At 63.1% G+C, this 24660-nt stretch carries 23 protein-coding genes; 11 read left to right on the top strand and 12 right to left on the bottom strand.

What is annotated here, in order from left to right; genetic code table 11:
- Positions 1-329: 329 nt before the first annotated feature.
- Positions 330-1619: a protein kinase gene (locus BFQ00_RS15085; protein ID WP_065934065.1), complete on the bottom strand. Its 1290-nt coding sequence runs from the start codon at positions 1617-1619 to the stop codon at positions 330-332.
- Positions 1620-1659: 40 nt separating this feature from the next.
- Positions 1660-2754: a cell division protein ZapE gene (gene zapE / locus BFQ00_RS15080; protein WP_065933966.1), complete on the bottom strand. Its 1095-nt coding sequence runs from the start codon at positions 2752-2754 to the stop codon at positions 1660-1662.
- A gap of 222 nt (positions 2755-2976) precedes the next feature.
- Here zapE and BFQ00_RS15075 point away from each other — a divergent pair, with 222 nt between their 5' ends.
- From BFQ00_RS15075 to BFQ00_RS15045, 7 genes are all read left to right on the top strand, one after another.
- Complete coding sequence (locus BFQ00_RS15075; protein ID WP_083227379.1) at positions 2977-3468, top strand: Csu type fimbrial protein; 492 nt, start codon at positions 2977-2979, stop codon at positions 3466-3468.
- The gene (locus BFQ00_RS15070; RefSeq protein ID WP_065933964.1) at positions 3462-3998 is read left to right on the top strand and encodes a spore coat protein U domain-containing protein; all 537 of its coding nucleotides are present in this window, start codon (positions 3462-3464) and stop codon (positions 3996-3998) included. Before BFQ00_RS15075 ends, BFQ00_RS15070 begins: the two co-directional genes overlap by 7 nt.
- An 18-nt stretch (positions 3999-4016) precedes the next feature.
- Positions 4017-4559 (top strand): Csu type fimbrial protein, encoded by a 543-nt coding sequence (locus BFQ00_RS15065; protein ID WP_065934064.1) that lies wholly within the window; start codon positions 4017-4019, stop codon positions 4557-4559.
- A 2-nt stretch (positions 4560-4561) separates the two neighbouring features.
- Entirely contained in the window at positions 4562-5050 is a 489-nt protein-coding gene (locus BFQ00_RS15060; RefSeq protein WP_065933963.1) for a Csu type fimbrial protein, read from the top strand.
- Between the two features lie 25 nt (positions 5051-5075).
- Positions 5076-5864 (top strand): fimbrial biogenesis chaperone, encoded by a 789-nt coding sequence (locus tag BFQ00_RS15055; RefSeq protein ID WP_065933962.1) that lies wholly within the window; start codon positions 5076-5078, stop codon positions 5862-5864.
- Positions 5865-5936: 72 nt separating this feature from the next.
- A complete protein-coding gene (locus BFQ00_RS15050; RefSeq protein ID WP_065934063.1) occupies positions 5937-8285 on the top strand; it encodes a fimbria/pilus outer membrane usher protein in 2349 nt (782 codons plus the stop codon).
- 23 nt (positions 8286-8308) lie between these two features.
- Positions 8309-9298, top strand: coding sequence for a Csu type fimbrial protein (locus BFQ00_RS15045; RefSeq protein WP_065933961.1), 990 nt, complete (start codon positions 8309-8311; stop codon positions 9296-9298).
- On the opposite strand, the gene BFQ00_RS15040 is transcribed toward BFQ00_RS15045, so the two are convergent.
- Both BFQ00_RS15040 and BFQ00_RS15035 read right to left on the bottom strand, forming a co-directional pair.
- The gene (locus BFQ00_RS15040; RefSeq protein ID WP_065933960.1) at positions 9295-10032 is read right to left on the bottom strand and encodes an anti-sigma factor family protein; all 738 of its coding nucleotides are present in this window, start codon (positions 10030-10032) and stop codon (positions 9295-9297) included. The genes BFQ00_RS15045 and BFQ00_RS15040 overlap by 4 nt on opposite strands.
- Positions 10029-10535, bottom strand: coding sequence for an RNA polymerase sigma factor (locus tag BFQ00_RS15035; protein WP_065933959.1), 507 nt, complete (start codon positions 10533-10535; stop codon positions 10029-10031). Before BFQ00_RS15035 ends, BFQ00_RS15040 begins: the two co-directional genes overlap by 4 nt.
- Before the next feature lie 171 nt (positions 10536-10706).
- Here BFQ00_RS15035 and BFQ00_RS15030 point away from each other — a divergent pair, with 171 nt between their 5' ends.
- Positions 10707-11789: a catalase family peroxidase gene (locus tag BFQ00_RS15030; RefSeq protein ID WP_065933958.1), complete on the top strand. Its 1083-nt coding sequence runs from the start codon at positions 10707-10709 to the stop codon at positions 11787-11789.
- Positions 11786-12325, top strand: coding sequence for a cytochrome b (locus tag BFQ00_RS15025; RefSeq protein ID WP_065933957.1), 540 nt, complete (start codon positions 11786-11788; stop codon positions 12323-12325). The genes BFQ00_RS15030 and BFQ00_RS15025 overlap by 4 nt, the downstream gene beginning before the upstream one ends.
- Before the next feature lie 17 nt (positions 12326-12342).
- On the opposite strand, the gene BFQ00_RS15020 is transcribed toward BFQ00_RS15025, so the two are convergent.
- Complete coding sequence (locus BFQ00_RS15020; protein WP_065933956.1) at positions 12343-13494, bottom strand: M14 family metallopeptidase; 1152 nt, start codon at positions 13492-13494, stop codon at positions 12343-12345.
- Between the two features lie 464 nt (positions 13495-13958).
- Entirely contained in the window at positions 13959-14309 is a 351-nt protein-coding gene (locus BFQ00_RS15015) for a DUF6124 family protein (RefSeq protein ID WP_065884887.1), read from the bottom strand.
- Between the two features lie 129 nt (positions 14310-14438).
- On the opposite strand from BFQ00_RS15015, the gene BFQ00_RS15010 reads away from it, so the two are divergent.
- Complete coding sequence (locus BFQ00_RS15010) at positions 14439-15074, top strand: LexA family protein (protein WP_065934062.1); 636 nt, start codon at positions 14439-14441, stop codon at positions 15072-15074.
- Here the strand turns inward: BFQ00_RS15010 and BFQ00_RS15005 are convergent.
- The 4 genes from BFQ00_RS15005 to BFQ00_RS14990 form a co-directional block, all read right to left on the bottom strand.
- Positions 15071-16996: an acetyl/propionyl/methylcrotonyl-CoA carboxylase subunit alpha gene (locus BFQ00_RS15005; RefSeq protein WP_065933955.1), complete on the bottom strand. Its 1926-nt coding sequence runs from the start codon at positions 16994-16996 to the stop codon at positions 15071-15073. The two genes, BFQ00_RS15010 and BFQ00_RS15005, sit on opposite strands and share 4 nt — an antisense overlap.
- Positions 16993-17799 (bottom strand): gamma-carboxygeranoyl-CoA hydratase, encoded by an 807-nt coding sequence (locus BFQ00_RS15000; protein ID WP_065894889.1) that lies wholly within the window; start codon positions 17797-17799, stop codon positions 16993-16995. The genes BFQ00_RS15005 and BFQ00_RS15000 overlap by 4 nt, the downstream gene beginning before the upstream one ends.
- A 133-nt stretch (positions 17800-17932) precedes the next feature.
- Positions 17933-19540: a carboxyl transferase domain-containing protein gene (locus tag BFQ00_RS14995; RefSeq protein WP_065933954.1), complete on the bottom strand. Its 1608-nt coding sequence runs from the start codon at positions 19538-19540 to the stop codon at positions 17933-17935.
- Positions 19541-19551: 11 nt separating this feature from the next.
- Positions 19552-20715: an isovaleryl-CoA dehydrogenase gene (locus BFQ00_RS14990; protein WP_065896761.1), complete on the bottom strand. Its 1164-nt coding sequence runs from the start codon at positions 20713-20715 to the stop codon at positions 19552-19554.
- Between the two features lie 150 nt (positions 20716-20865).
- Between BFQ00_RS14990 and BFQ00_RS14985 the strand changes: the two genes are divergently transcribed.
- Complete coding sequence (locus tag BFQ00_RS14985; RefSeq protein WP_065933953.1) at positions 20866-22503, top strand: AMP-binding protein; 1638 nt, start codon at positions 20866-20868, stop codon at positions 22501-22503.
- A 540-nt stretch (positions 22504-23043) separates the two neighbouring features.
- On the opposite strand, the gene BFQ00_RS14980 is transcribed toward BFQ00_RS14985, so the two are convergent.
- Both BFQ00_RS14980 and BFQ00_RS14975 read right to left on the bottom strand, forming a co-directional pair.
- Positions 23044-23943: a hydroxymethylglutaryl-CoA lyase gene (locus BFQ00_RS14980; RefSeq protein WP_065884893.1), complete on the bottom strand. Its 900-nt coding sequence runs from the start codon at positions 23941-23943 to the stop codon at positions 23044-23046.
- Positions 23944-23959: 16 nt separating this feature from the next.
- Entirely contained in the window at positions 23960-24352 is a 393-nt protein-coding gene (locus BFQ00_RS14975; protein WP_057721728.1) for a MerR family transcriptional regulator, read from the bottom strand.
- Between the last annotated feature and the right edge of the window lie 308 nt (positions 24353-24660).

The raw sequence follows: 24660 nt of genomic DNA, 5'->3' as shown, positions 1-24660 counted from the left end.
GGGCCATCCATGGCCCAGTGCGGCTAACCCGGCGTCCTGCCGGGTTGCCCACGGATTCAAGCCTGCGTTCGGCCAGCGTGGTTTAACGGGGCGCATGAGATCAAGATCAAAAGCCAGATCAAGAGCGACTCGCTGCGCATCGTGTTTAGCGCTGGGCGTTGTGTAGATACCCATGGCACACCGCCCCCTGTAGGAGCGAGCTTGCTCGCGAAAAACGTCAACGATAACGCGTGCGTCCTGAATTAACGCGGTGCCTGTGGGTTTTTCGCGAGCAAGCTCGCTCCTACAGGCACTAGGGCTAGCCCCCTCCCACATTTGTTCCCGTGGTGTCAGAGCGCGTTCAGCAGGAATTCGATCTCGTCGAAACTCGGTCGCGCCAGCACTTGTGGCTGACAGCAGCGGATTTGCAGTTCAACCAGCTCGTCTGCAACGACCCCCTCGACCCGCTCCAGCAACTCCCCCAGCAGCACGCCGAACGCGCGTACTTCAATGCGCTGCAGCGCTCTGGTTTCCAGAGTGTCCGCCGTGGCATGGAAGGACGCCGCGCCAAAGTCCCCAAGCAAACAATCACCCGCCGCATTCCACAAAATATTGTGGCCATACAGGTCGCCGTGGGTAATGCCGTGCCGGTGCAGGTGCGCGGCGACCGAGGCGATACCGCGTGCCAGGCGCAGTGCTACGTCCAGGCTGAAACGGGTGTCGGGTGCGTAGATGTCCCGCGTGCAGGAAGCCAGGCTTGGCAACGCCGCGAGGTTGCGGTAACTCGGGTCGATCAGGTCCATCACCAATGCAGCCTGGTCATCGGGGTGATCGCTGACGCGGCCTTCGACCTTGATCAGGTTGGGATGCAGCCCGGCGGCGATGCAGGCTTGCATTTCATGCAGCGGTGAACCGTCGCTGGTGATGCTGCCTTTGTACAGTTTGACCGCGACCGGCAACGCCCGGGGTTTCCACAGCGCCTTGCGAATAATCCCCGAGGCGCCTTCGCCGAGCACTTCGCCCAGTTGCAGTTCGGTCCAGGGAATGTCCGGTGTTCCGTCGGCCGTCACCTCAACGGCCATTTCCACCGGATTGCCGGCGTACGCCAGCCACGTCAGGCTCGGCAGGGTCAGCAGCCACTGCGGCAGGTGGGTCAGGCGGTTGGAGGCGATGCGGATCAATTCAAGGTTTTCGCACTGGGCCAGGCTGGGCGGCAGTTGCGTCAGTTGGTTGCCGGCCAGCATCAGCTTTTGCAGGAGCGGGCGTTGGCCGAGTTCGTCGGGCAATTGGCTGATGCGGTTGTCGGTGAGGATCAGCCAGCGCAATTGCGGCGGCAGAGCGGCTGCCGACACCTGCTCGATACGGTTGGCCTTGAAGCCGATCATGCTCAACTGGGCGCAGCGGCCCAGGCATTCGGGCAGTTCGGTGAAGGCGTTGTCCGAGCAGAACAGCACGCGCAGGTGCCGCAGGCGGTGCAGGTCGTCCGGCAGGCTGCTCAAGGCGTTGCCCGTGAGGTTGAGGATTTCCAGCGAGTCGGCCAGTTCGAAGATTTCCCGGGGGAATTCGGTCAAACCGCAGGCCAGGTCCAGGCGGGTAGTGCCGGCCAATTGGCCGGCCTTGAGTTGGGCGAGGGTATTGATCAACGGCGCGGTCACTCGACAAGGGGGCGTGAAAAGGCGCTCATGATACCGGGTCGCGCGCGACTTGCGTGCCGCACTGGCGTAATTGCCCCAGGCGGCTGGCAGTACGTGCAAGGTCGATGGCCTTGCCGCCCAGGGCCTGCTCCAGTGGCTGCGCGCCGATCAGGATCAGCTGTTTGTCGCGGTCGTAAAGCACGTCCACCAGGTTGATAAACCGTTGCTGCACGGCAATCGGGCAGTCGGCGAGGGGGGGCAGGCCGTCGATGATCCAGTGGTCGAAGTCCTGGCACAGCAGCAGATAATCCATCACGGCGGTGAGCTGTTCGCACAGGTCGCCGAAGGTAAAGGCGATGCTGTGTGCTTCACGGCGGCGGCACTGCAACTGTCGGTTGCCAACGGTCAGGGGCAACGCCGGGCAATCGGCGGCAGGCAGCCCGAGCGCCTCACGTTGCGCCACGCTGCCTGGCCAGAGGTACCTGCCCGTGCTGAAGCGCTGCTCGGCATGGGCCTGGGGCAGGCGGCGAAAGTCCTCGGGGGCACTGACTTCCAGCACCTCCATGCGCGCCGCGATCAGGTCGATCACCGGCTTGAAGCGCTGGTGATACAACGGGTTGGGCAGCAGGCCCTCGGGCGCATAGTTGGACGTCACCAGCACCAGCACACCGCGCTGGAACAAGGCCTTGAACAAACGGCTGATGAGCATCGCATCGCCGATATCGTGCACATGGAATTCGTCGAAACACAGGACGCGGCAGTCCGCCAGCCGTTCGTCCAGGGCCAGGGCCAGCGCGTCGTCCTGCGCGCGGTGCTGGAACATGCCCCGGTGCAGGTCGGCGAAAAAGTCGTGAAAGTGCACGCGCTGCTTCTCGGCAATCGGCAGCGCCTGGAAAAAACTATCGAGCAGCCAGCTTTTGCCGCGCCCAACCGGGCCGTGCAGGTACAGGCTGCGGGCGGGCCGGCCGCTGAGCAGGTGTTCGGTTTCGCGGGCCAGCGCGGCAATGGCGCGGGTCTGTCCGGCGCTGAGGGTATAGCCCTGCTGCTCAGCCTTGTGCCGGAAAAAAGCACTGATGGGCGATGCCCCCGCCTGTTGGGGTGTGGTGCCCAGCAGGCGACGGATCAGGGAAAGCACGGTCAAGGCGCGTCACTCTTGTTTCGGTGGTCGCTCACTTTAGGACGCTCGCCACGATTTGACCAATACCCAGGCGGCAGCCAGCCCTCCCGGAACAGCCGAACGCCGGGGTATTTCTGACCAGACTGGCAGATTTTCCCCAAGTGGCTACCCTTATACGCAGGAGCCACCCCTGTATAAGGATTTGGGGCAGTGAAGGAACGGACAGTATTGGCAGTCATGGGCATGATGCTCTGCAACACGGTGTTCGCGGCGCAGGTCCAAGTGGTGGTGCGCATCGATGTGCAGCGCGGTTGCCAGTTGGTGGGTACCACGCGCACTGCGGGCATCGAGCAGCTTGGCGTGTTGGATTTCGGCAGCGGCCCGCGTCTGGATGACCCGGCCGGGCCCTTGAGTGCGGCGCTGATCAGCCAGCGCCAGCCACGCCTGGAATGCAATCCCGATACACCCTATCAAGTGCGCGTTGACGGCGGCCTGCATGGCGGCGTTGGCGAAGTGCGCTATCTGGCCAATGGCGCGCCGGCGAGCAAGCCCATCCCCTATCGCATTTATGCCGACGCCGCGCGGTTGATCCCGTTGCCGGTGGATATGCCGGTCAGCGGTCGCGTGCCGGACAGCGGCTCCGTCGACCTGCCGCTGTTCGGCCGTATCGAGCCGCTCAAGGACATCCCCGTCGTCGGCCGTTATTCCGACCTGCTCAAGGTTACGGTCACATGGTAATCCGCTACCTGGCCGTAACGGCTCTGCTGTTGCTGGCCGAAGACGCGCAAGCGGCTGCCGCCGGCGGGCAGATTCAGGCGCAACTGGTGATCACCGCCAGCTGCGAGGTCAACAAGAGCGTCGACACGGCGCCCGTGACGCCCGAAGGCGGTACCGCGATGCTGGATTTCGGCAGCCAGGGACCGACCTGGAACGACACCCTGGGCGCGGCCGTTTCCGCGGGCGACAAAACCCCCTTGTCGGTGTCCTGCAGCCCCTCGGTGGCCAACAGTTTCACGGTGACCATCGACGGTGGCACCAACGGCGACGGCATCACGCGGCGCCTGAGCAACGGGCGCCAGTCCATTCCCTATCAGCTGTGGGCAGACCCTCTGGGTCGCAGCGCCTACAGCATCGGCGAGCAACGAAACTTCGCCATGACCCACGACACCCAGATACCGATCCCGGTATTCGGCTCCGTGGTGGCGAATACCAGGGCCTTACCGGCCGGCATCTATACAGACACCCTGACGGTGACTCTGGATTGGTAAACCATGAGGATGGATATCATGCATGTACTCGTATCTCGATTGGGCGTTTGCGCCCTGGGCCTGGCGATGGGCTCCAGCCTCAATGCGGCGACCACCGTGACCGGGCAGATCAGCTCCAGCCTGACCTTGATTGCCAGCTGCCAGGTCAACGGCTCCGGTGCCGCGACCGGGCTGAACTTCGGTAGCCTCAACTTCGGTACGACCAATAGCTTGTTTACCAACGCCGATGCCCAGTTGCTGGGCGGCACCGGCACCGGCGGCGCGCTGTCGATCCTGTGTTCGGCCGGCACCACGCCCGCTGTCAAAGTGCGCGCCGGTGCCCATGACGGCGCCTCGCCGGGTGGTACTCGCGCACTGGCCGATGGCGCGGGCAATTTCGTGCCCTATGACTTTTACACCGACAGCGGTTTCTCTTCGCTGTTGGCGGTCGATGGCGTGATTACTCTCGCCGCCAGTACCGGTGTCGCGCAAACCGTGGGCCTGTATGGCCGCGCGGTGGGCAAGCCGGGCCTGCCGGCAGGCGTCTACACCGACACCGTGGCCGTGGAGCTGACGTTCTGACGATGTGGCTCAGGGTGTGGTTGGCCTGTGGGCTGGCGTTGCCACTACCGTTGTCGGCGGTGACCAGCCAGAGCTTCCAGGTCAGCGCGACCATCACGCCGGGTTGCCTGATCGTGGGCAGCGCCAGCAACTACGGCACGCTGACCTATGGCAGCTATTCGGCCCTGGCCACCAGCACGGTGACGGCGGCCCTTACCGGCGGCGTGACCCTGCAATGTACGCCGGGCGTGGCGCTGAGCATGAGTGTCGACGGCGGGTTGCACAGCGGCACCGGGCGCAATTTGCTGCACAACAGCGGCAGCGCGCGGGTGGCTTACCAACTGTTTCGCGATGCGGCGTTCAGCCAGAGCCTGGGGATCGGCCAGAGCGTCAGCGTGAGCTACAGCGATGCAAACACCATCAGCCTGCCGATCTACGGGCGGGTGGTACTGCCGGGCAATCAGCCTGGGGGGACGTACAGCGACACGTTGCAGGTGCAGCTGTCGTGGTAGGGCTATGGGAATAAGGAGTGGTTTTATGCGTTCACCTTCCCGGCGGCTGTGGGCCGCGGGTGTTGTCCTGGGTGCCCTGTGCACGAGCGGGCTTGTGCAGGCGGCCAGCTCGGTGCTGATCTGGCCCATCGACCCGGTGCTGGAGGCCGACCAACAGGCCAGTGCGCTGTGGCTGGAGAACCGTGGCAGCGAGACGGCCAACCTGCAGGTGCGCGTGTTTGCCTGGAGCCAGAACGGCTTCGACGAGCAGTACCAGAACCAGCGCGATGTGGTCGGCAGCCCGCCGGTGGCCAGGATCGAACCCGGGCAGAAGCAACTGGTGCGCCTGACCCGCACCCGTGAAGTGCCGCCAGGCCGGGAGTTGGCCTATCGCATCATCATCGATGAAATTCCCTCGGCGCTGCAGGTGCCCGCGCCACCGGAGGGCAAGAATACGGCGGCGGCGATTCGTTTCCAGATGCGCTATTCGGTGCCCTTGTTTGCCTACGGTGCCGGCCTGTGGAGCAAGGACGACGCCACCCGCCAGCGCGACCCCAAGGGCGCCGGGCAGCCGCAATTGAGCTGGAAGAAGGTCAATGTGGCCGGGCGCAGCTATATCGAGGTGCGTAACCAGGGCGCCGTGCATGCGCGGTTGACCGATGCCTCGTTCAAACAGGGCGGCCAGACCCGGCCGCTGGTGGAAGGGCTGCTCGGCTACGTATTGCCGGGGGCGACCATGCGCTGGCCGATGCCGGGCGATGTGCCGGGCGACCAGCCGCTGCAGGTCAGGATCAACGGCGCGACGCAAGTGGAGAGCCTCGCGCCGACACGATAAACGGTGTGTCGCGAGACGGGTGCGAGCCCGGGTTTTAACAGGATGGAGATGTCCATTGAAGGACGCAACGCCATGGTGAGTCGTGGTTGGGCTCGTGGTATATGGCCATCGATGGCAGTGGCAAGCGGGTTGTGGGGCGCTGCGGTAGCGGGCGATCTGCCGCCGCCGCCGAGCAGCATGGAGGCGGTCGCCGATGCACAGCTGTTTCTGCAATTGGTGGTCAACCAGATGGACACCGGCCGGGTCATCGCGGTCGAGCAACGTGCCGGGCAACTCTTCGTGCCCGCCAGCGCCTTGCGAGACGTGGGCATGAAACTGCCGGGTGACCCCGACGGCAGCGTGGCCCTGGACAGCGTGCCTGGCCTGCACAGTGATTACGACAGCAATGGCCAGCGCCTGCTGCTGGATGTGCCACCGTCCTGGTTGCAGGAGCAGTTCATCGGCAACCGCAACACCTACCCGCGCACCCAGGCCATGAGCAGCTTCGGCGCCTTGCTCAACTATGACGTGTATTTCAACGACACCGACGAGGGCGGCAGTTACCTTGCGGCCTGGAACGAGGTGCGCCTGTTCGATAACTGGGGCACCTTGTCCAACACCGGGCAACTGCGCCAGACCCTGTCCAGTGGCATCAGCAACAGCACGCTCAACAATGGTTATCGGCGCTACGACACCACTTGGCGCTTCTCCGATGATGAGCGGCTGCTCACCTACGAGGCCGGCGACGTGATCAGCGCTGCGTTGCCCTGGAGCAGCTCGGTGCGCCTGGGCGGGGTGCAACTGTCGCGGGACTTTGCCGTGCGTCCGGACCTGGTGACGTACCCCTTGCCGCAATTTGCCGGCGAGGCGGCGGTGCCCTCGTCGGTCGACCTGTTCATCAACGGCTACAAGACCGAAAGCGCCCAGCTGCAACCCGGGCCGTACACCCTGACCAACATCCCGTTCATCAATGGTGCCGGTGAGGCCGTGGTAGTCACCACCGACGCCCTCGGCCGCCAGGTGTCGACCACTGTTCCCTTCTATGTCACCAGCACCTTGCTGCAACACGGCCTGACGGATTTTTCCGTGGCCGCCGGGACCTTGCGCCGTGACTACACCCTGCGCGATTTCGGCTACGGGCCGGGCGTGGCCAGCGGTACGTTCCGCTACGGCTATTCCGACAACCTCACCCTGGAAAGCCACGCCGAAGCGTCCAGCGACCTGGCCCTCGGCGGGCTCGGCGGCAACCTGCGCCTGGGCAATTTCGGCGTGCTCAATACCGCCGTCAGCCAGAGTCGGTTCGACAGCCGCAGCGGCCGGCAACTGAGCCTGGGCTATCAGTACAACAGCGCGCGCTACAGCCTGATGTACCAACGTGTCGAACGGCGCGACGCGTATGCCGACCTGACCCTGGTCGACACGCCCTACGCTCGCCTCAGCAAGCGCAGCGAGCAAGTCACCCTGAGCCTCAACCTCGAGCGGTTCGGCAGCCTCGGCCTGGGCTATTTCGACGTGCAGGCGGCGGACGACTCGCGCACGCGCCTGCTCAACCTGAGCTGGAGCAAACCGCTGTGGCGCAACTCCAGCGTGTACCTGTCGGCCAACCGCGAAATCGGTGACAGCAACTGGGCGATGCAGGCGCAACTGGTGATTCCGTTCGACCTCAACGGCAGCCTGGCCTTGAGCACCGAGCGCGGCAAGGACGGCGCCAGCCGCCAACGCATCAACTACAGCCGGGCGGTGCCCAGCGAAGGCGGGGTGGGCTATAACCTCGGCTACGCCCAGGGTGATGCCCCGGCTTATCGCCAGGCCGACCTGACCTGGCGCCTGCAATCGGTGCAGTTGCAGGCCGGTGTGTACGGCAGCAGCGATGCCCAGACACGCTGGGCGGATGCCAGCGGCTCGCTGGTGTGGATGGGCGGTAACACGTTTGCCGCCAACCGGATCAACGATGCCTTTGTGGTGGTGAGCACCCAAGGGTTTGCCGGGATCCCGGTGCGCTATGAAAACCAGTTGGTCGGCGAGACCGACCACAAGGGCCACTTGCTGGTGCCCTGGAGCAGTGCCTATTACCGCGCCAAATATGAAATCGACCCGCTGAACCTGCCACCGAACGTGCAGACCCCGAATGTCGAGCAGCGCGTGTCGGTGCGCCGTGGCAGCGGCTATCTGCTGGAGTTTCCATTGCGCCGGGTGCTCGCCGCGAGCATCACCCTGGTCGACGGTCAGCACCAGGAGTTGCCGCTGGGCAGCCTGGTGGTGCATGAACAGAGCAACACCCAGGCAGTCGTGGGCTGGGACGGGCTGGTGTATCTGGAAAACCTCAGCGCCCACAACACGCTGCACGTCACTCTCGCAGAAGGTCGCAGCTGCCAGGCGAGCTTCGATATCGATGAGCAGCAACAGGACGTGCCGCTGGTCGGGCCGTTGGTCTGCCAATGAAGGATTGAACAGGGAGTGTCCAGGTGAAGGGCAAGGGATGGCTGTGTGGGGTAGGGCTGTTTGGCTTGGGGCTGTTGTGTTCGGGCAAGGCATTGGCCGTGTGTTCGGTGGCGTCCACGGTACCGGCCAGTTTCGGCTCTATCAGTTCGATGACCGTACGCACCGCTGCGCAAACCAGCTCCACCACCAATGCCGGGCTGAGCTGCACCTCGGCGCTGATCTCGCTGCTGGTGTCGACCGACCATTTCTACGCCACGATCACGTCGACTCAGGGCGGCATGCGCGGGCCGACCGGGGATGTGATCGGCTACACGATTTATGGCACCAACAGCACCAGTTATCCGATCACCCGTGGGGCGCAGTTCGATTTTGGCGGCGCCGGCGGTATCGCCCAGATCATCGGCCTGATCGCGGGGCCGGGTACGAAAACCATACCGCTGTACCTGGGCAGCATCACCGGCAGCAATGTCGCCGCCGGCTTGTATACCGAGACGCTGAACATCGCCTGGAACTGGAACTACTGCTCGGGAGTCGGTCTTGGCGGCATCTGCCTGGGGCGTGACATCGGCAGCGGCACGGCGGCGCTGACCGTCAGCATGAACGTGACCAATGACTGCCAGATCACCGCGCCCAATGTCAGCTTCGGCAGCGCGCCAGTGGTCAGCGGGTTCGCCGCCGTGACCGGGCAGACCATCAACATTGCCTGCACCAAGGGCAGCGCCTACACCGTGGGCTTGAGCGATGGCCAGAACGCGGTCAGCGTCGGTGGCCGGCGGCGCATGGTTTCCGGCGGCAACTACCTGGCCTACGACCTTTTCAAAAGTGCCGGTACCACGCGTTGGGGCAGTATTGGCGCGGCGCGGCGGGCCAGCTCCACGGCCGAGGTCAACCCCGGCAATGGCTTGGGCACGGGCAGCCAGGTGTACAACTACAACGCCAGGATCTACACCGACCAGCCCACGCCACCGGCCGGTATCTATGTGGACAACGTGGTGCTGGACGTGGGCTTCTAGAACTTCATTTGCCCGGGGCTGGCCTGATCCACGGGACTGACCATCGCGTAGTTGTACCCGCCGCCCGACCAATAATCGGCCTGCAAGCCGTCGGCGCTGCGGCTGCCGCGCGGCAGGAAGCCGTTGTTCGGGCCCGGTGGGCGGATATAGAAACTGATGCGCCGGCCCCGCGGGTCTTCGTACAGCACCATGGCCGCTGCGCCTTGGTCGGTGGTGAGCAGTCGCCCGCTGACCGGCTTGAACCCCGCCTGGCTCAAGTCGGGCAAGCGATGGGCCTGGTTGAAGTAACGATCGAGCCAGGCCTGCATGGTGCTGCGGTCCTGAGCGTTGTAGTCGGCGGGCATGATGCCGTCCTGGGCAAACAGGCGGTAGGCCTGCATCGCATCGGCCATCGGCAACAGCCCTGGCTGGGTGGCCTCGCGGGCGTGCCAGCCGCCCAGTCCGCCAAGGCTGACCGCGATCAGCAGCAGCGCCGCAGTGGCGAGATGGCGGCGGGACCGATGCTTGACGCGCTGGCGAATCAGCGCCGGGTCCAATGCCGGGTTGCCCGGTTGTTGCAGGGCACCGCTCAAGGATGCGCGCAGCAACTGCGCATCCTGTTGCCAGGCATGCACCTGGGCGGCCACGTCGGGGTGGCTCGCCAGCCAGGTTTCAAGGACACGGCGATCACTGTCCGGCAACTGGTGATCGACGTAGGCGTGTAAGTCACGTTCGCTGGGAGGCAGGCTGATCATTTGAGTATCCGCAGGGAAGGGCTGGCAATTTCGCCATCGCTGAGTTGACGCAAGGCATGGCGGGCGCGTGAGAGACGCGACATCACCGTACCGATGGGCACGTCGAGTATTTCGGCGACTTCCTTGTAGCTCAAGCCTTCGACCGACACCCACAGCAGCAGGGCGCGCTGCTCGGCAGTGAGTTGGTCGAAGGCTTGCAGGGTGGATTGGGCCATCACCGTACGCTCTACCGAGGGCTGCGCATCGTCGCGGCCGGTGAAGAATTCGAGCATGCGCGCGTAGCGTCGGTTGCGCCGATGGGCGTCGAGGAATTGTCGGTACAGGATCGAAAACAGCCACGCGCGCAGGTCGCCTTCGATGCGCTTGTCGGCCCAGGCGGTGATGGCCCGTTCCAGGGTGGACTGCACCAGGTCGTCGGCGCTGCTGGCGTTACGGGTCAGGGACACGGCAAAGCGCCGCAGCCTGGGGATGAGTTCGCGTAACTGTTCGTCGAGTTCGTGCATGGGTGTCTGGTTGGCTACTACGCTGCTGGGACTGGAGAGACGTTCGGCGCCGAAGGTTATTCCATGGGCCGAAAAATAAAATGCGGCCAGGGAATAGAGTGTATCGGCGTGCGTCTCAATGCTCCGACCTTATGTTTCACCCCCTAAGGCCTCAGGCCCTGGAGTTCATTCATGGTAGATCACTCACCACCGCCCCGTCCTCCGTTAAGCACTGCGAGCCTGATCGCGCGACTCGCCGGTATCGGTGCCGTGGTTGCCGTTGTTGCCGGGGCATTTGCCTACGTCAACGGCACCCTCGACCCACAGCGCCTGCGGCCAAAAACCCTGGTCAATGCCCTGGAAACCAATAACGGTGTGCACCCGGGGTTTCGGCGTAACCATGCCAAGGGCGTGTGCGTGGCCGGGTACTTCGAGAGCAGTCCCGAAGTGCGTGCCTACTCCAGCGCCCAGGTGTTCAACGAGGCGAAAACCCCGTTGATCGGGCGTTTCGCCTTGCCCAGCGGCAACCCTTATGCGCCGGACAGCAGTGTGCCGATCCGCAGTTTTGCCGTGCAGTTCAGCCAGGCCAACGGCCAGCAGTGGCGCACCGGGATGAACAGCATGCCGGTGTTCCCGGTGGGCACGCCCGAGGCGTTCTACCAATTGCTCAAGGCCGGCGCGCCGGACCCGGCCACCGGCAAGCCGAACCCGGCGAGCATGCCGGCGTTTTTTGCCGCCCACCCGGAGACAGCGGGGTTTCTGGCCTGGGTCAAAACCGCCAGGCCATCGGCCAGTTACGCGACCGAAACCTATAACGGCATCAACGCGTTTTACCTGGTGAGCGCCGACGGCAAACGCCAGGCCGTGCGCTGGACCGTGGTGCCACAGAGCCAGGATGCGGCGGGCGATACCGCGCCTGAGGGGGGCGACTTCCTGGAAAAAGACCTGGTGCAGCGCCTGGCTGCGCGGCCGCTGCATTGGCAGTTGAACATGACGCTGGCCAATCCCGGCGACCCGCTCGATGACGCCAGCAAGACCTGGACCGGCGCGCACAAGGTAGTCAACGCCGGCACCCTGGTGCTGCAGAGCAGCCAGCCACAAGCCGACGGCGATTGCCGCGATATCAACTTCGACCCGCTGATTCTGCCCAGCGGTATCGAGGCGTCCAATGACCCGCTGCTGGCGGCCCGCTCGGCGGCCTATGCCAGTTCCTACCTGCGCCGCGCCGGTGAAGTCAGCCCGTTGCACAGTGCCTCCCAGGAGTCGAAGCCATGAAGATTCAACCACGCTTTTTCGCCCCGCTGGCGCGTTTGCTGCACTGGCTGATGGCGTTGATGGTCATCGCCATGCTGTTTATCGGTGCGGGCCTGGCGGCGTCGGTGTCCGAGCGCCACGAGTGGCTGATTCACCTGCACAAGCCGCTGGGCATCGCCATTCTGGCGCTGGTCATCGTGCGCCTGGTGGTGCGTTTTTCCACGCGCCAACCGCCGCTGCCGGCTGACTTGCCGCGCTGGCAAGTGCTCGCGGCCAAAGCGTCTCACTGGGTGTTGTATGGCTTGATGCTGGTGCTGCCGTTGTTGGGCTGGGCAATGATTTCGGCCGCCGGTGACCCGGTGATGCTCAGCAGCTCCGTGCAACTGCCGGCATTGGTCTCGGCGAATGCACCGTTGTTTGCGCTGTTGCGCAAGGCCCATGGTTATCTTGCCTACCTGCTGTTCCTGACGGTGCTGGTGCATCTGGCGGCCGCGCTGTTCCACGGGTTGATTCGCCGCGACGGCGTGCTGCAAAGCATGACCGGCAGCCGCCACTGATCAGCTTTGACCGACAGTCAACGCACGTGGCCGATGATATCGGCCACGCTGCTCAGCACATCCTTGCCCAACTGCCTGGAGCGATCGCCGGACCAACCGGTTTTCGCGTTGGGCGCGTCGTCGTTGTCCTTGAAGGGCATCTCCAGGGTCAGTGACAGGCAGTCGTACTTCTCACCGACCGCATTGCACGCCAGGGTCATATTGGCTTCGCCCGGCAGATCGCGGGTGTAGCCGTAGGTGGTCTGAAAGTCACGGGTCAGTTGGCTCAGGTGACTGCGGAAGTGTTTTTCCAGGGCTTCGATACGCGGGCTGTAGCCGGGGTTGCCTTCACAGCCGGCAGTGAACACGTAGGGGATTTCTTCGTCGCCGTGGATATCGAGGAACAGGTCGACGCCATGTTTTTCCATCTGCTCTTGCACGAACAGGACTTCCGGGCTGAGTTCCTGGCTGGCGCTCTGCCAGGCGCGGTTGAGGTCCTGGCCCATGGCGTTGGTACGCAGGTGGCCATGAAATGCGCCGTCGGGGTTCATGTTGGGCACCAGGTACAGGTCGGCGACGGCCAGGAGCTTTTTCAACTCGGTGTCACCGCTCTGTTGCAGGCGTTCGATCACGCCCTCCATAAACCATTCGGCCATGTGTTCGCCGGGGTGCTGCTGGGCAATGATCCAGACCTTGCGGCGGCCTTCGCCGCCTTTGCCACGGCGCAGCAGTTGGATATCACGGCCCTCGACACTTTTACCGGTGGCCAGCAGCTTGACGCCGGCGTACTTCAGCGCCTGTTCGATCAACCAGTCGTGGCGTTCACGGCTGTAGGGTTCGAAGTAGGCGAACCACGCGTGTTTTTCCCGGGTCTGGAGGCTGATATGCAGGATTTCGCCATCAAAGCGCGATGGCACGCGGAACCAATTGACGTGGTCATAGGACGCCACGGCGTTATAGCCGGTCCATGCATGCTTGTAGGATGACCGGCCCGCGTTGCTCAGGCGAAACGTGTGAGTGTGCCCCACATGCATGCCTTCGGCCTTGAAGTGGAACCATTGGTAGTGTTGGCTACGGGTGTCGGGTTTGATCGCCAGCAGCAACTGGTAGGCATCGCTGGCATCCAGGACCTGGATATTGCCGCTGTCGAAGTCGGTGCTGATTTTGATGGACGTCAAGGCCACGGTCATAGTCTGGTTGCCTGAATATGAGGTTGTGGCGGCTATCTTACACAGGCGGCAGGCAATGTCTGGAAGCAAAATTGTTGCACGGGGGAGGGGGCGTCATCCGTGACGCTGCGGCAGCTTAGGGTCTATGAGATTGATTCTCAAGCGCTAAATCGTGAAGAAATGGGCTGAAGCCTGGCTGCGGCTTTCTTTTCGCAATGGTCTTTTGCTACCATCCGCGCCATCAAGCAACACACAGTCTTCATTAGCCTGAAGCCATGCCAGAACAACTGGCAAAAAAAAGACCCGGCCAAAGAGCCGGGTCAAAAACCGTGATTAGCCTGATGAGGAGATATTCCAGGAGTCCGACCTAAGGGCTCTTGGTCTATTGACTGATCTCGCGATCAGCTGGGTCCAATAATAATCATTATCATTTGCAAGTCAAATGTTTTTATCCGTTCGATAGAAATATTTTTCGCCTGCGCCCATCATCCGTTTGCCTGAGCGTTCGGCGCTCGCAACGACCGCTCCACCATCGCCTTCGCCATATCAATCAAATACACCACCGAAAATGCCAGGTCACGCTGATTGCCCTGATGGCTGCTCGCCGACTCGTAGGCGGTTGCCGCCGCGCTGCGCAGCAGGTCGGAGGCGTGCACCAGCGCTTCCTCCTGGCTGATGCCAGGCTTGAGGGTGAAAAAGCTCGGGTCCGAGTCCGGCGCAGACATCTCTTCTTTCAAATAGTAGTCCAGCGCGCGCTGTGCGGCACCGCTGCAGCGCATGTCGTGCAGCTCGGTGTTTTCAGGTGTTTCAGGCAGGTGATACGGGCTCGTCGTCATGAGGGGAGGTACTCTGGGTGGGTGTCGAAAACCTTGTACGGATGATAGTACGTATCGTATTTATGTCGTTTCATGGATTACTACAAACTGTTTATTGCCCTGGCAAATACGCAACGTATTGTCAGCGCCATGGATAACTGGATAGCGTTGGTGCGAGCCAACATGAAAGACCGCAAGGTCACGCAGGATGAACTGGCGGAGCGCCTGGGCATGTCCCAGGGCGGCGTGGGTCACTGGCTCAACAAGCGCCGCGTCCCGAGCCTGGCGGACATGAACCGAGTGCTGGCGGAGTTGGGGCTGGGCTACCTTGAGGTGGCGCTGGAGATTCGTGAGCGGGCAGATACACAGGCGGCCCTGGAGCACCACTACAACCCGTATTTTCGCTACCCGGTCAATGACTGGGGCGGTGTGTGCGAACTGCGCGAAGCACGCGCCAGCTATGGGCCGGAACGCTTTGAATTGACCGATTACCATGCCCACGGCGACGCCTTCTGGCTGCCGGTGATCGGCGACGCCATGACTGCGCCCACCGGCCTGAGCATCAGCGCAGGCATGCTGATCCTGGTCGATCCGGCCATCGAGGCGCAGCCCGGCAAACTGGTGGTTGCGCAATGGCTGGACAACCCCCAGGCGACCTTTCGCCGGTTGCAGGCAGACAGCGGCCAGCTTTACCTGGTGCCGCTCAATCCCACTTACCCCAAACTGCTGTTCACCGACGATTGCCGCATCCTGGGCGTGGTCGTGCAAGCCATGGCGAAGTTCTAGTGCGCCGGCTCCAGTTCCACCAGCGCACTGCCTTCGGCGACCATCTCGCCCTCCTGGCAAAACAAGGCCTTGACCACGCCCGCCGCGGGCGCGCGGATGCTGTGTTCCATCTTCATCGCTTCAAGAACCACCAGTTGCGCACCGGCTTCGACGCGTTGGCCGATGTCCACCAGCACGCGCACAATGCTGCCGTTCATGGGCGCGGTGAGACCGCCTTGAGCGGTGTGACCGGCCTCGGCCGCCGCAATCGGGTCGAACAGGCTGACCGCCTGCATCTCGCCATCCCAGCGCAGGTACACCGTGCCTTCATTGCGCACGGCCAGATGGGCGCGACGGATACCCTGGTGTTCGATGACCAGCTGCTCGTCCATGAGTGGCGACGATGGCCCGGCCAGCGTGACCAGTCGATCCTGGCCATTACAGCTCAAATGCAGTGAAACCTGCGCCGGCAGCCCCGCGCGAAAGCCGTGGGTCGCGGCCCACGGCCCGTCACCGGCCGGCAAGGTTTGCATAAAGGCCGAACCTGCCGCCTGCCAGAACTCATCGCTCAACGCCCCGGCCACCGGCAGCAGCTCAGCCTGATAGCGCGGAATAAACCCGGTATCCAGCTCGGACGCGGCAAAGGCCGGATGGCCAATGATGCGCCGCAGGAAGCCCAGGTTGGTCTTGAGCCCGCCCACCGCAAATTCGTCGAGCATACTCAGCAACCGCAGCCGCGCCTGTTCACGGTCCTCGCCCCAGGCAATCAACTTGCCGAGCATCGGGTCGTAGAACGGCGAAACACTGTCCCCTTGCTCGACGCCGCTGTCCACGCGCCGCCCCGGGCCGGGCCTGGACTCGCGGTACAGGGCCAGCCGTCCGGTGGCGGGCAGGAAATCAGTGGCCGGGTCTTCGGCATACAGCCTGACCTCAATCGCATGCCCCTTCAGCGGTACCTCTGCCTGGCTGATCGGCAGCACCTCGCCCTGGGCCACGCGGATCTGCCAGGCCACCAGGTCGAGGCCGGTAATCGCCTCGGTGACCGGATGCTCGACCTGCAGGCGGGTGTTCATCTCCATGAAGAAAAACTCGCCGCGCGCATCCAGCAGGAACTCCACGGTCCCCGCGCCCACGTAACCAATTGCCTGGGCCGCACGTACCGCCGCTTCGCCCATGGCCTTGCGCTGCCCGGCACCGAGTCCCGGCGCGGGGGCTTCTTCCACGACCTTTTGATGACGCCGCTGGATCGAGCAATCGCGCTCATTGAGGTACAGGCAGTTACCGTGTTGATCGGCAAATACCTGGATTTCCACATGGCGCGGTTTGAGCAGGTATTTCTCCACCAGCATCTGCCCGTTGCCAAATGACGACAGCGCCTCACGCTGGGCGGAGGCCAGGGCTTCTGCCAGCTGGCTGACGTCCTCGACCACCTTCATGCCCTTGCCGCCGCCGCCGGCCGTGGCCTTGAGCAGCACCGGGTAACCGATACGCGCGCAGGCCGCGCGGAAGGTCTCCAGGTCCTGGGCCTCGCCGTGATAGCCCGGCACCAGCGGCACACCGGCGGTTTCCATCAGCGCCTTGGCCGCCGACTTGCTGCCCATGGCGTCAATGGCCGAGGCGGGCGGGCCGAGGAAGATCAAGCCCGCCGCCTCGACGGCCCGAGCGAACCCGGCGTTTTCCGAAAGGAAGCCGTAGCCCGGATGAATCGCCTGGGCGCCGCTGGCGTGGGCAGCGGCGATCAGTTTGTCGATCTGCAGGTAACTGTCGGTGGCCTTGCTGCCGCCCAGGTCGACACGAATATCGGCTTCGCGGCTGTGCCGCGCATCACGGTCGATTGCACTGTGCACGGCCACGGTGGTCAGCCCCATCGCCTTGGCGGTGCGCATGATTCGGCAGGCGATTTCGCCACGGTTGGCCACCAGCACGCTTGTCAGTGGGCTCATGGGTGCGGCTCCTTGGATTGCCAGCTGGGTGCGCGTTTTTGCAGAAAGGCGCGCAAGCCTTCCTGGCCCTCGGCACTGACCCGAATTCGCGCGATGGCGTTTTCACAGTAACGCCGCAGCGCCGGGGTAAGGGCACCGCTGCCCACCTCACGCAATAAGTCTTTGCTCGAACGCATCGCTGCCGGGCTGTTGTGCAGCAGGTTGGCGATCCACTCATCCACCCGTTGCTCCAACGTCTCGAGCGGGTAGCTTTCCGCCAACAGGCCGATCTCCCGCGCACGCTGGCCGTCAAACCGCTCGGCCGTCAACGCATAGCGACGGGCCGCGCGTTCACCGATGGCCTGCACCACGAATGGGCTGATCACCGCCGGTGCCAGGCCGATACGCACTTCCGACAGACAGAACTGCGCGTCATCGGCGCCAATCGCCATGTCGCAGCAACTGATCAATCCCAGCGCGCCGCCGTAAGCGGCGCCTTGTACCACCGCCAGGGTGGGGATTTTCAGCTTGGCCAGGTTGTACATCAACTCGGCCAGTTCCCGGGCGTCGTCCAGGTTGGTGTGGTAATCCAGCTCGGCCGACTGCTGCATCCAGGCCAGGTCGGCGCCGGCGCTGAAGTGCTTGCCGCGCCCGCGCAACACCAGAAAGCGCAGGGACGGGTCGCCCTGGACGTGGTCGAGGGCGATGATCAGTTCGCGGATCATCTGCGCGTTGAACGCATTGTTCTTGGCTTCACGACTGAGCCACAACGTGGCAAAGCCACGGCTGTCGGTGATCAGTTCGAGGGTGTTGAAATCGCTCATGCAAGAAGCTCCATGAAAATGAGAGGCCTCCTGCAGGAGCAAGCTTGCTCGCGAAGGTCGTCAACGATAGCGCGGGTATCCAGGATGCACGCGTTGACTGGACGTTTTTCGCGAGCGAGCTCGCTCCTACAGGTTACATGCGGAATACGCCGAAGCGGCTCGGCTCGATAGGCGCATTGAGTGCGGCGGACAACGCCAGGGCCAGCACGTCGCGGGTCTGCAACGGGTCGATGACGCCGTCATCCCACAGGCGTGCGCTGGAATAGTAGGGGTGGCCCTGGGTTTCATATTGGTCGAGGATCGGCTGCTTGATCGCGGCTTCTTCCTCGGCGCTGAACGCATTGCCGGCGCGCTCGGCCTGCTCGCGCTTGACCTGCACCAGCACGCCCGCCGCCTGTTCGGCGCCCATCACGCCGATGCGCGCGTTGGGCCACATCCACAAAAAGCGCGGGTCATAGGCACGACCGCACATGCCGTAGTTGCCGGCACCGAAACTGCCGCCGATGATCACGGTGAACTTCGGCACTTTGGCGCAGGCTACCGCCGTGACCAGTTTGGCGCCGTGCTTGGCGATGCCGCCGGCTTCGTACTTCTGGCCGACCATGAAACCGGTGATGTTCTGCAGAAACAGCAGCGGAATCCCGCGCTGGCAGGCCAGTTCGATAAAGTGCGCGCCTTTTTGCGCGGCTTCGGCGAACAGGATCCCATTGTTGGCCAGGATCGCCACCGGATAACCGTGCAGGTGCGCAAAGCCGCACACCAGGGTGGTGCCGAACAGCGCCTTGAACTCATCGAACACCGAACCGTCCACCAGCCGCGCGATCACTTCGCGCACGTCGAACGGCTGCTTGGCATCGGCCGGGATCACGCCATACAACTCTTCGCCGCTGTACAACGGCGCGACGGGCGTGCGTTGGCGCAACTCGCCCAGCTTGCGCCAATTGAGGTTGGCCACGCTGCGGCGGGCCAGGGCCAGGGCGTGTTCATCGTTGTCGGCGTAGTGGTCGGCCACGCCGGAAATCCGGCAGTGCACATCGGCGCCGCCGAGGTCTTCGGCGCTCACCACTTCGCCGGTGGCGGCCTTCACCAGCGGCGGGCCGGCGAGGAAGATAGTCGCCTGCTGGCGCACCATGATCGCTTCGTCGGCCATGGCCGGTACATAGGCGCCACCGGCGGTGCAGGAGCCCATCACCACGGCGATCTGCGGGATGCCCTGGGCGCTCATGTTGGCCTGGTTGAAGAAGATCCGCCCGAAGTGTTCGCGGTCCGGAAACACTTCATCCTGGCGCGGCAGGTTGGCACCGCCGGAGTCCACCAGGTAAATGCACGGCAGGCGGTTCTGGTCGGCGATGGTCTGGGCGCGCAAGTGTTTCTTGACCGTCAACGGGTAGTACGAGCCGCCTTTCACGGTTGCATCGTTGGCGACAATCATGCACTCGACGCCTTCCACGCGGCCGATACCGGCAATCACGCCGGCGGCCGGCACGTCTTCGCCGTACACCTGATGGGCGGCCAACTGGCTCAATTCGAGGAACGGCGAGCCTGGGTCGAGCAAACGATTGATGCGCTCACGCGGCAGCAGTTTGCCGCGCGAGGTATGCCGCTCCTGGGCCTTGGCGCCGCCGCCCTGTTGTACCTGGGCGAGCAGGGCGTGCAGCGCGTCGACCTGTTGGCGCATCGCCGCACTGTTGACGGCGAACTCCGCCGAGCGCGGATTGAGCTGGGTATGCAGGGTAGCCATGAGCAGCTCCTTCAGCGGGTTTCGTTGAACAGTTCGCGACCGATCAACATCCTTCGAATCTCACTGGTACCGGCGCCGATTTCGTACAGCTTGGCATCACGCAGCAGGCGCCCGGCGGGGAATTCATTGATGTAGCCGTTGCCGCCCAGAATCTGGATCGCATCAAGGGCCATTTGCGTGGCGCGTTCGGCGCTGTACAGGATCACGCCCGCGGCGTCCTTGCGCGTGGTCTCGCCGCGCTCGCAGGCCTGGGCTACCGCGTAAAGATAGGCGCGGCTGGCATTGAGCTGGGTGTACATATCGGCGACCTTGCCCTGGATCAGCTGGAACTCGCCGATGCTCTGGCCGAACTGCTTGCGGTCGTGGATGTAGGGCACGATCAGGTCCATGCAGGCCTGCATGATTCCGGTGGGGCCGCCGGAGAGCACCACGCGTTCGTAATCGAGGCCGCTCATCAGCACTTTGACGCCGCCGTTGAGCACGCCGAGGATGTTTTCCTCGGGGACGTGCACGTCATCGAAAAACAGCTCGCAGGTGTTGGAGCCGCGCATGCCCAGCTTGTCGAACTTGGTGCTGCGGCTGAAGCCTGCCCAGTCACGCTCGACGATGAATGCGGTGATGCCATGGGCGCCCTTTTCCACGTCGGTCTTGGCGTAGATTACGTAGGTGTGGGCGTCGGGGCCGTTGGTGATCCAGGTCTTGCTGCCGTTGAGCACGTAGGCGTCACCGCGCTTGTCGGCACGCAGTTTCATCGACACCACGTCGGAACCGGCATTCGGCTCGCTCATGGCCAGGGCGCCGATGTGCTCGCCGCTGATCAACTTGGGCAGGTACTTGAGTTTCTGGGCGTGGGTGCCATTGCGGTTGATCTGGTTGACGCACAGGTTCGAGTGGGCGCCGTAGGACAACGCCACCGAGGCCGAGCCACGGCTGATTTCCTCCATGCTCACCACGTGCGCCAGGTAACCCAGGCCGGCGCCGCCGTACTCCTCCGGCACGGTGATGCCCAGCAGGCCCATGTCGCCGAACTTGCGCCACAGGTCAGCGGGAAACAGGTTGTCGATATCGATCTGGGCTGCGCGGGGCGCGATTTCCTTGGCCACGAAGGACTGCACCTGGTCGCGCAGCATGTCGATGGTTTCGCCGAGGGCGAAGTTCAGGGACGGGTAACTCATGGACAGGCACCTTAATGTGAGCTTTTGTTGTTGTGTCGGCAACGCGCGGGGGAGGGCGCTGACCTTTACGTTAACGTAAGCTTGCGTTGCGGCGCTGTCAATCGTAGTTTACGTTTACGTCAACCTACAAAAAAGACAACAGGGGTCGTTATGGATCAACCGAATCCGAGCTACAGCCGTGGCTCCCAGGACAAAGCCTTGCTGGCCATGACCATTGGCGAGGCGTTCGATCTTACCGCTGCGCAGTATCCTGATGGCGAAGCCTTGGTGGTCCGCCACCAACAGCGGCGCTACACCTGGCGAGAGCTGGCCGAGACGGTTGATCTGCACGCGCGGGCGTTCCTCGCCCTGGGCATGCAAACCGGCGACCGCCTGGGCATCTGGGCACCCAATTGCGCCGAATGGCTGGTCTGCCAGGTGGCGAGCGCGAAACTCGGGGTGATCCTGGTCAATATCAATCCGGCGTACCGCAGTAGTGAATTGGACTACGTGCTCAAGCAATCCGGCTGCCAGTGGCTGGTGTGTGCCGGTGCGTTCAAGACCTCCGATTACCACGCCATGCTCCAGGCGCTGAAGCCCGACCTGCGTGGCCTCATCAGCCTGGACCCCAATCCGCCGCCCGCATTCATGCCCTGGTCGCAACTGTCGGCGCTCGGTGCCGATGTCCCGCCCGGGCACTTGCACAGTCGCCAGGCCAGCCTGCACTTCGACCAACCCGTGAACATCCAATACACCTCCGGCACCACCGGCTTCCCCAAGGGCGCTACCCTCAGTCACCACAATATCCTCAATAACGGCTACATGGTCGGCGAAAGCCTCGGGCTTGCCGCGCAGGACCGTTTAGTCATTCCCGTGCCGCTGTACCACTGTTTTGGCATGGTGATGGGTAACCTCGGTTGCATCACCCACGGCACTACCATGATCTATCCCAACGACGGCTTCGACCCCCTGCTGACGCTGACCGCCGTCGCCGAAGAGCGCGCCACCGGCCTGTACGGCGTACCGACCATGTTTATCGCGCTGCTCGATCACCCACGCCTGGGCGAGTTCGACTTGTCCAGCCTGCGTACCGGGATCATGGCCGGCTCAACCTGCCCGATCGAGGTGATGCGCCGGGTCATTGGCGAGCTGCACATGCGCGAAGTGCAGATTGCCTATGGCATGACCGAAACCAGCCCGGTGTCGTTGCAGACCGGAGCCGACGACGATCTGGAGCGCCGCGTGACCACCGTAGGTCGCACCCAGCCGCAGCTGGAAAACAGGATCATCGACGCTGATGGCAACACCGTGCCACGCGGTGAAATCGGCGAGCTATGCACGCGCGGCTACAGCGTGATGCTCGGCTATTGGAACAACCCAGAAGGCACCCGCGATGCCGTCGATGAGGAGGGATGGATGCACACCGGCGACCTGGCGACCATGGACGAGCACGGTTATGTGAGCATCGTCGGGCGCAACAAGGACATGATCATTCGCGGTGGCGAGAACGTATATCCACGGGAGCTTGAGGAGTTTTTCTTCACCCATCCGGCCGTGGCCGATGTGCAGATCATCGGTATCCCCGATGAACGCTACGGTGAGGAAATCGTCGCCTGGATCAAGTTCCACCCGGGGCAGGTGGCGAGCGAGCTGGAACTGCAAACCTGGTGCAAGGGCCGCATCGCCCACTTCAAGATGCCCAGGCATTTCAAGTTCGTGGACGCGTTTCCGATGACGGTGACGGGCAAGATCCAGAAATTCCGCATGCGCGAGATCTCAATCGAAGAGTTGCAAACACTCTGGCAATAACACACAGAAAGCACAAAGGGGACCCGAAGGTCCCCTTTAATTTGTCGTTGCGTGCTCTTTTTTTATTATTGAGGGGCGGCCTGTTGTTGTTTTTGGTAGCCGTGACCCGTACCGCTGTTTTGGCGACCCCCATCCGGGGTCAAGAGCAAACGTATTTTTTTGAGCGCTGATCTGCTTTTTCGTAAACGATCCAACCAGTGGGTAGCTACCTGAGGTAGTTTTATTTTTCTCTAACCGGTTGCGGGTTTCGGCATGCCGTACCCTGCAAAGCACATCTTCTCCAAAAAAATCTGTTAGCTGCGTCTCTGCCGTGTTGTTTTTGTTATGTCAGAGTCGTTTCGTCTTATTTTTATTAGGTTTGGTGCTTTTTATTCTTGTTATGCCATAAAGATAGCAGAAGCCGTGCCAACTTTTTAAAGTCCTTTAAAATCAATGAGTTGATTTTTTGCCAGGGTCTATTTTTTTGGATGGGCGGCGGATTATGTTCCCGCGTTACCCGTTATGCCGGGCTGCGGTAACACATTGTCACAGCTGTGCTACTCAACCGAGATTACGCGCCTTCGCCACCCGCGATCCGCTTGCCCGTCCCAGCACCTGGCTGATCTGCTGGCCCGCGCCAATCAGGCGCTCCAGGTCGATGCCGGTGTCGATCCCCAGTCCATTGAGCAGGTACACCACATCTTCGGTGGCAACGTTACCGCTCGCGCCCTTGGCATAAGGGCAGCCGCCGAGGCCCGCGATAGAGCTGTCGAACACCTGGATGCCTTCCAGCAGGCTGGCGTAGATGTTGGCGATCGCCTGGCCGTAGGTGTCGTGGAAATGCCCGGCGAGCTTGTCGCGCGGCACCTGTGCGCCGACCACCTCGAACAGCCGCCGTGTCGCGCCCGCCGTGCCGGTGCCGATCGTGTCGCCCAGGGACACTTCATAGCAGCCCATGGCATACAGTTCGCGGGCGACCGCCGCCACCTGTTCCGCAGCAATATCACCTTCGTAGGGGCAACCCAGCACACACGACACATACCCGCGCACGCTGACGCCGTGCTGCCGGGCCGCGGCCATGATCGGCGCAAACCGCTCCAGGCTCTCGCTGATGGAGCAGTTGATATTGCGTTGGGAAAACGCTTCGGAGGCCGCCGCAAATACCGCGACTTCCTTGACCCCGGCCGCCAGTGCATCTTCAAAACCGCGCAGGTTTGGCGCCAGCGCGCCATAGGTCACGCCTGGCTTGCGCTGGATCTGCGCGAACACCTCGGCGGAACCGGCCATCTGCGGCACCCATTTGGGCGACACGAAACTGCCGACCTCGATGTAGCCCAGGCCGGCGGCGCTCAAGGCGTCCACCAACCGCACCTTGTCGGCGACGCTGATCGGCTGGGCTTCGTTCTGCAAACCGTCGCGCGGGCCGACTTCCACCAGGCGTACGTGTGAGGGGAGGGTCATGGCGGTTACCTTCTGGTTAATGGCCGGCCTGGCGCATGGTGTGTGCCAGGGCCTGGGTGCAACGCTCTTCGGCGGTGTCCAGTTCCAGCTTCATTTGTTCGATATCCAGCAACTGTTGCTCAAGCTGTTCACGGCGCTCGGCGATCTTTGCCAGCATGCTGTTGAGTTGAATGTGGTTGCCGCTGGTGGGGTCGTAGAGCTCGATCAACTCGCGGCATTCGGCCAGGGAAAAGCCGATGCGCTTGCCGCGCAGGATCAGCTTGAGGCTGACCTTGTCCCGTGCCGAGTAGATGCGCTCCTGGCCGCGGCGTTCGGGGGCGAGCAGGCCTTGTTCCTCGTAGAAGCGAATGGCGCGGGTGGTGATGTCGAGCTCGCGGGCGAGGTCGGAGATGCTGTAGGTGGTGCTCATGGGGGTGCTCGAGAAAGTCCTGAGGCTAAGCTAATGGCAGGTTGACGTGAACGTCAAGGGGGCTTGTCCCCGATGGCGGCCTCAGGGCCGATCAGGCTTTTGTGTCGATCCCGGTCCAAATGTGGGAGGGGGCTTGCCCCCGATGGCGGCTTCGGGGCCGACCAGGATGTTGGATTGGACCGAGTACATATCCGTTTCTGCGGTAACGGCTGCCATGGGTTCCGCTTTTACAGCGGCTCACTTTTGAAAAGCGCAAAAGTAAGCAAAACGCTCTTGCCCCACCACTCGGCACCTCGCTTAGGCTCGGT

Origin of the sequence: Pseudomonas sp. 28 E 9 (assembly GCF_900004785.1) — a bacterium.
Taxonomy (GTDB): domain Bacteria; phylum Pseudomonadota; class Gammaproteobacteria; order Pseudomonadales; family Pseudomonadaceae; genus Aquipseudomonas; species Aquipseudomonas orientalis_A.
The sequence above is the reverse complement of the archived record's forward strand: the minus strand, read 5'-3'. Positions and strand labels throughout refer to the sequence as shown.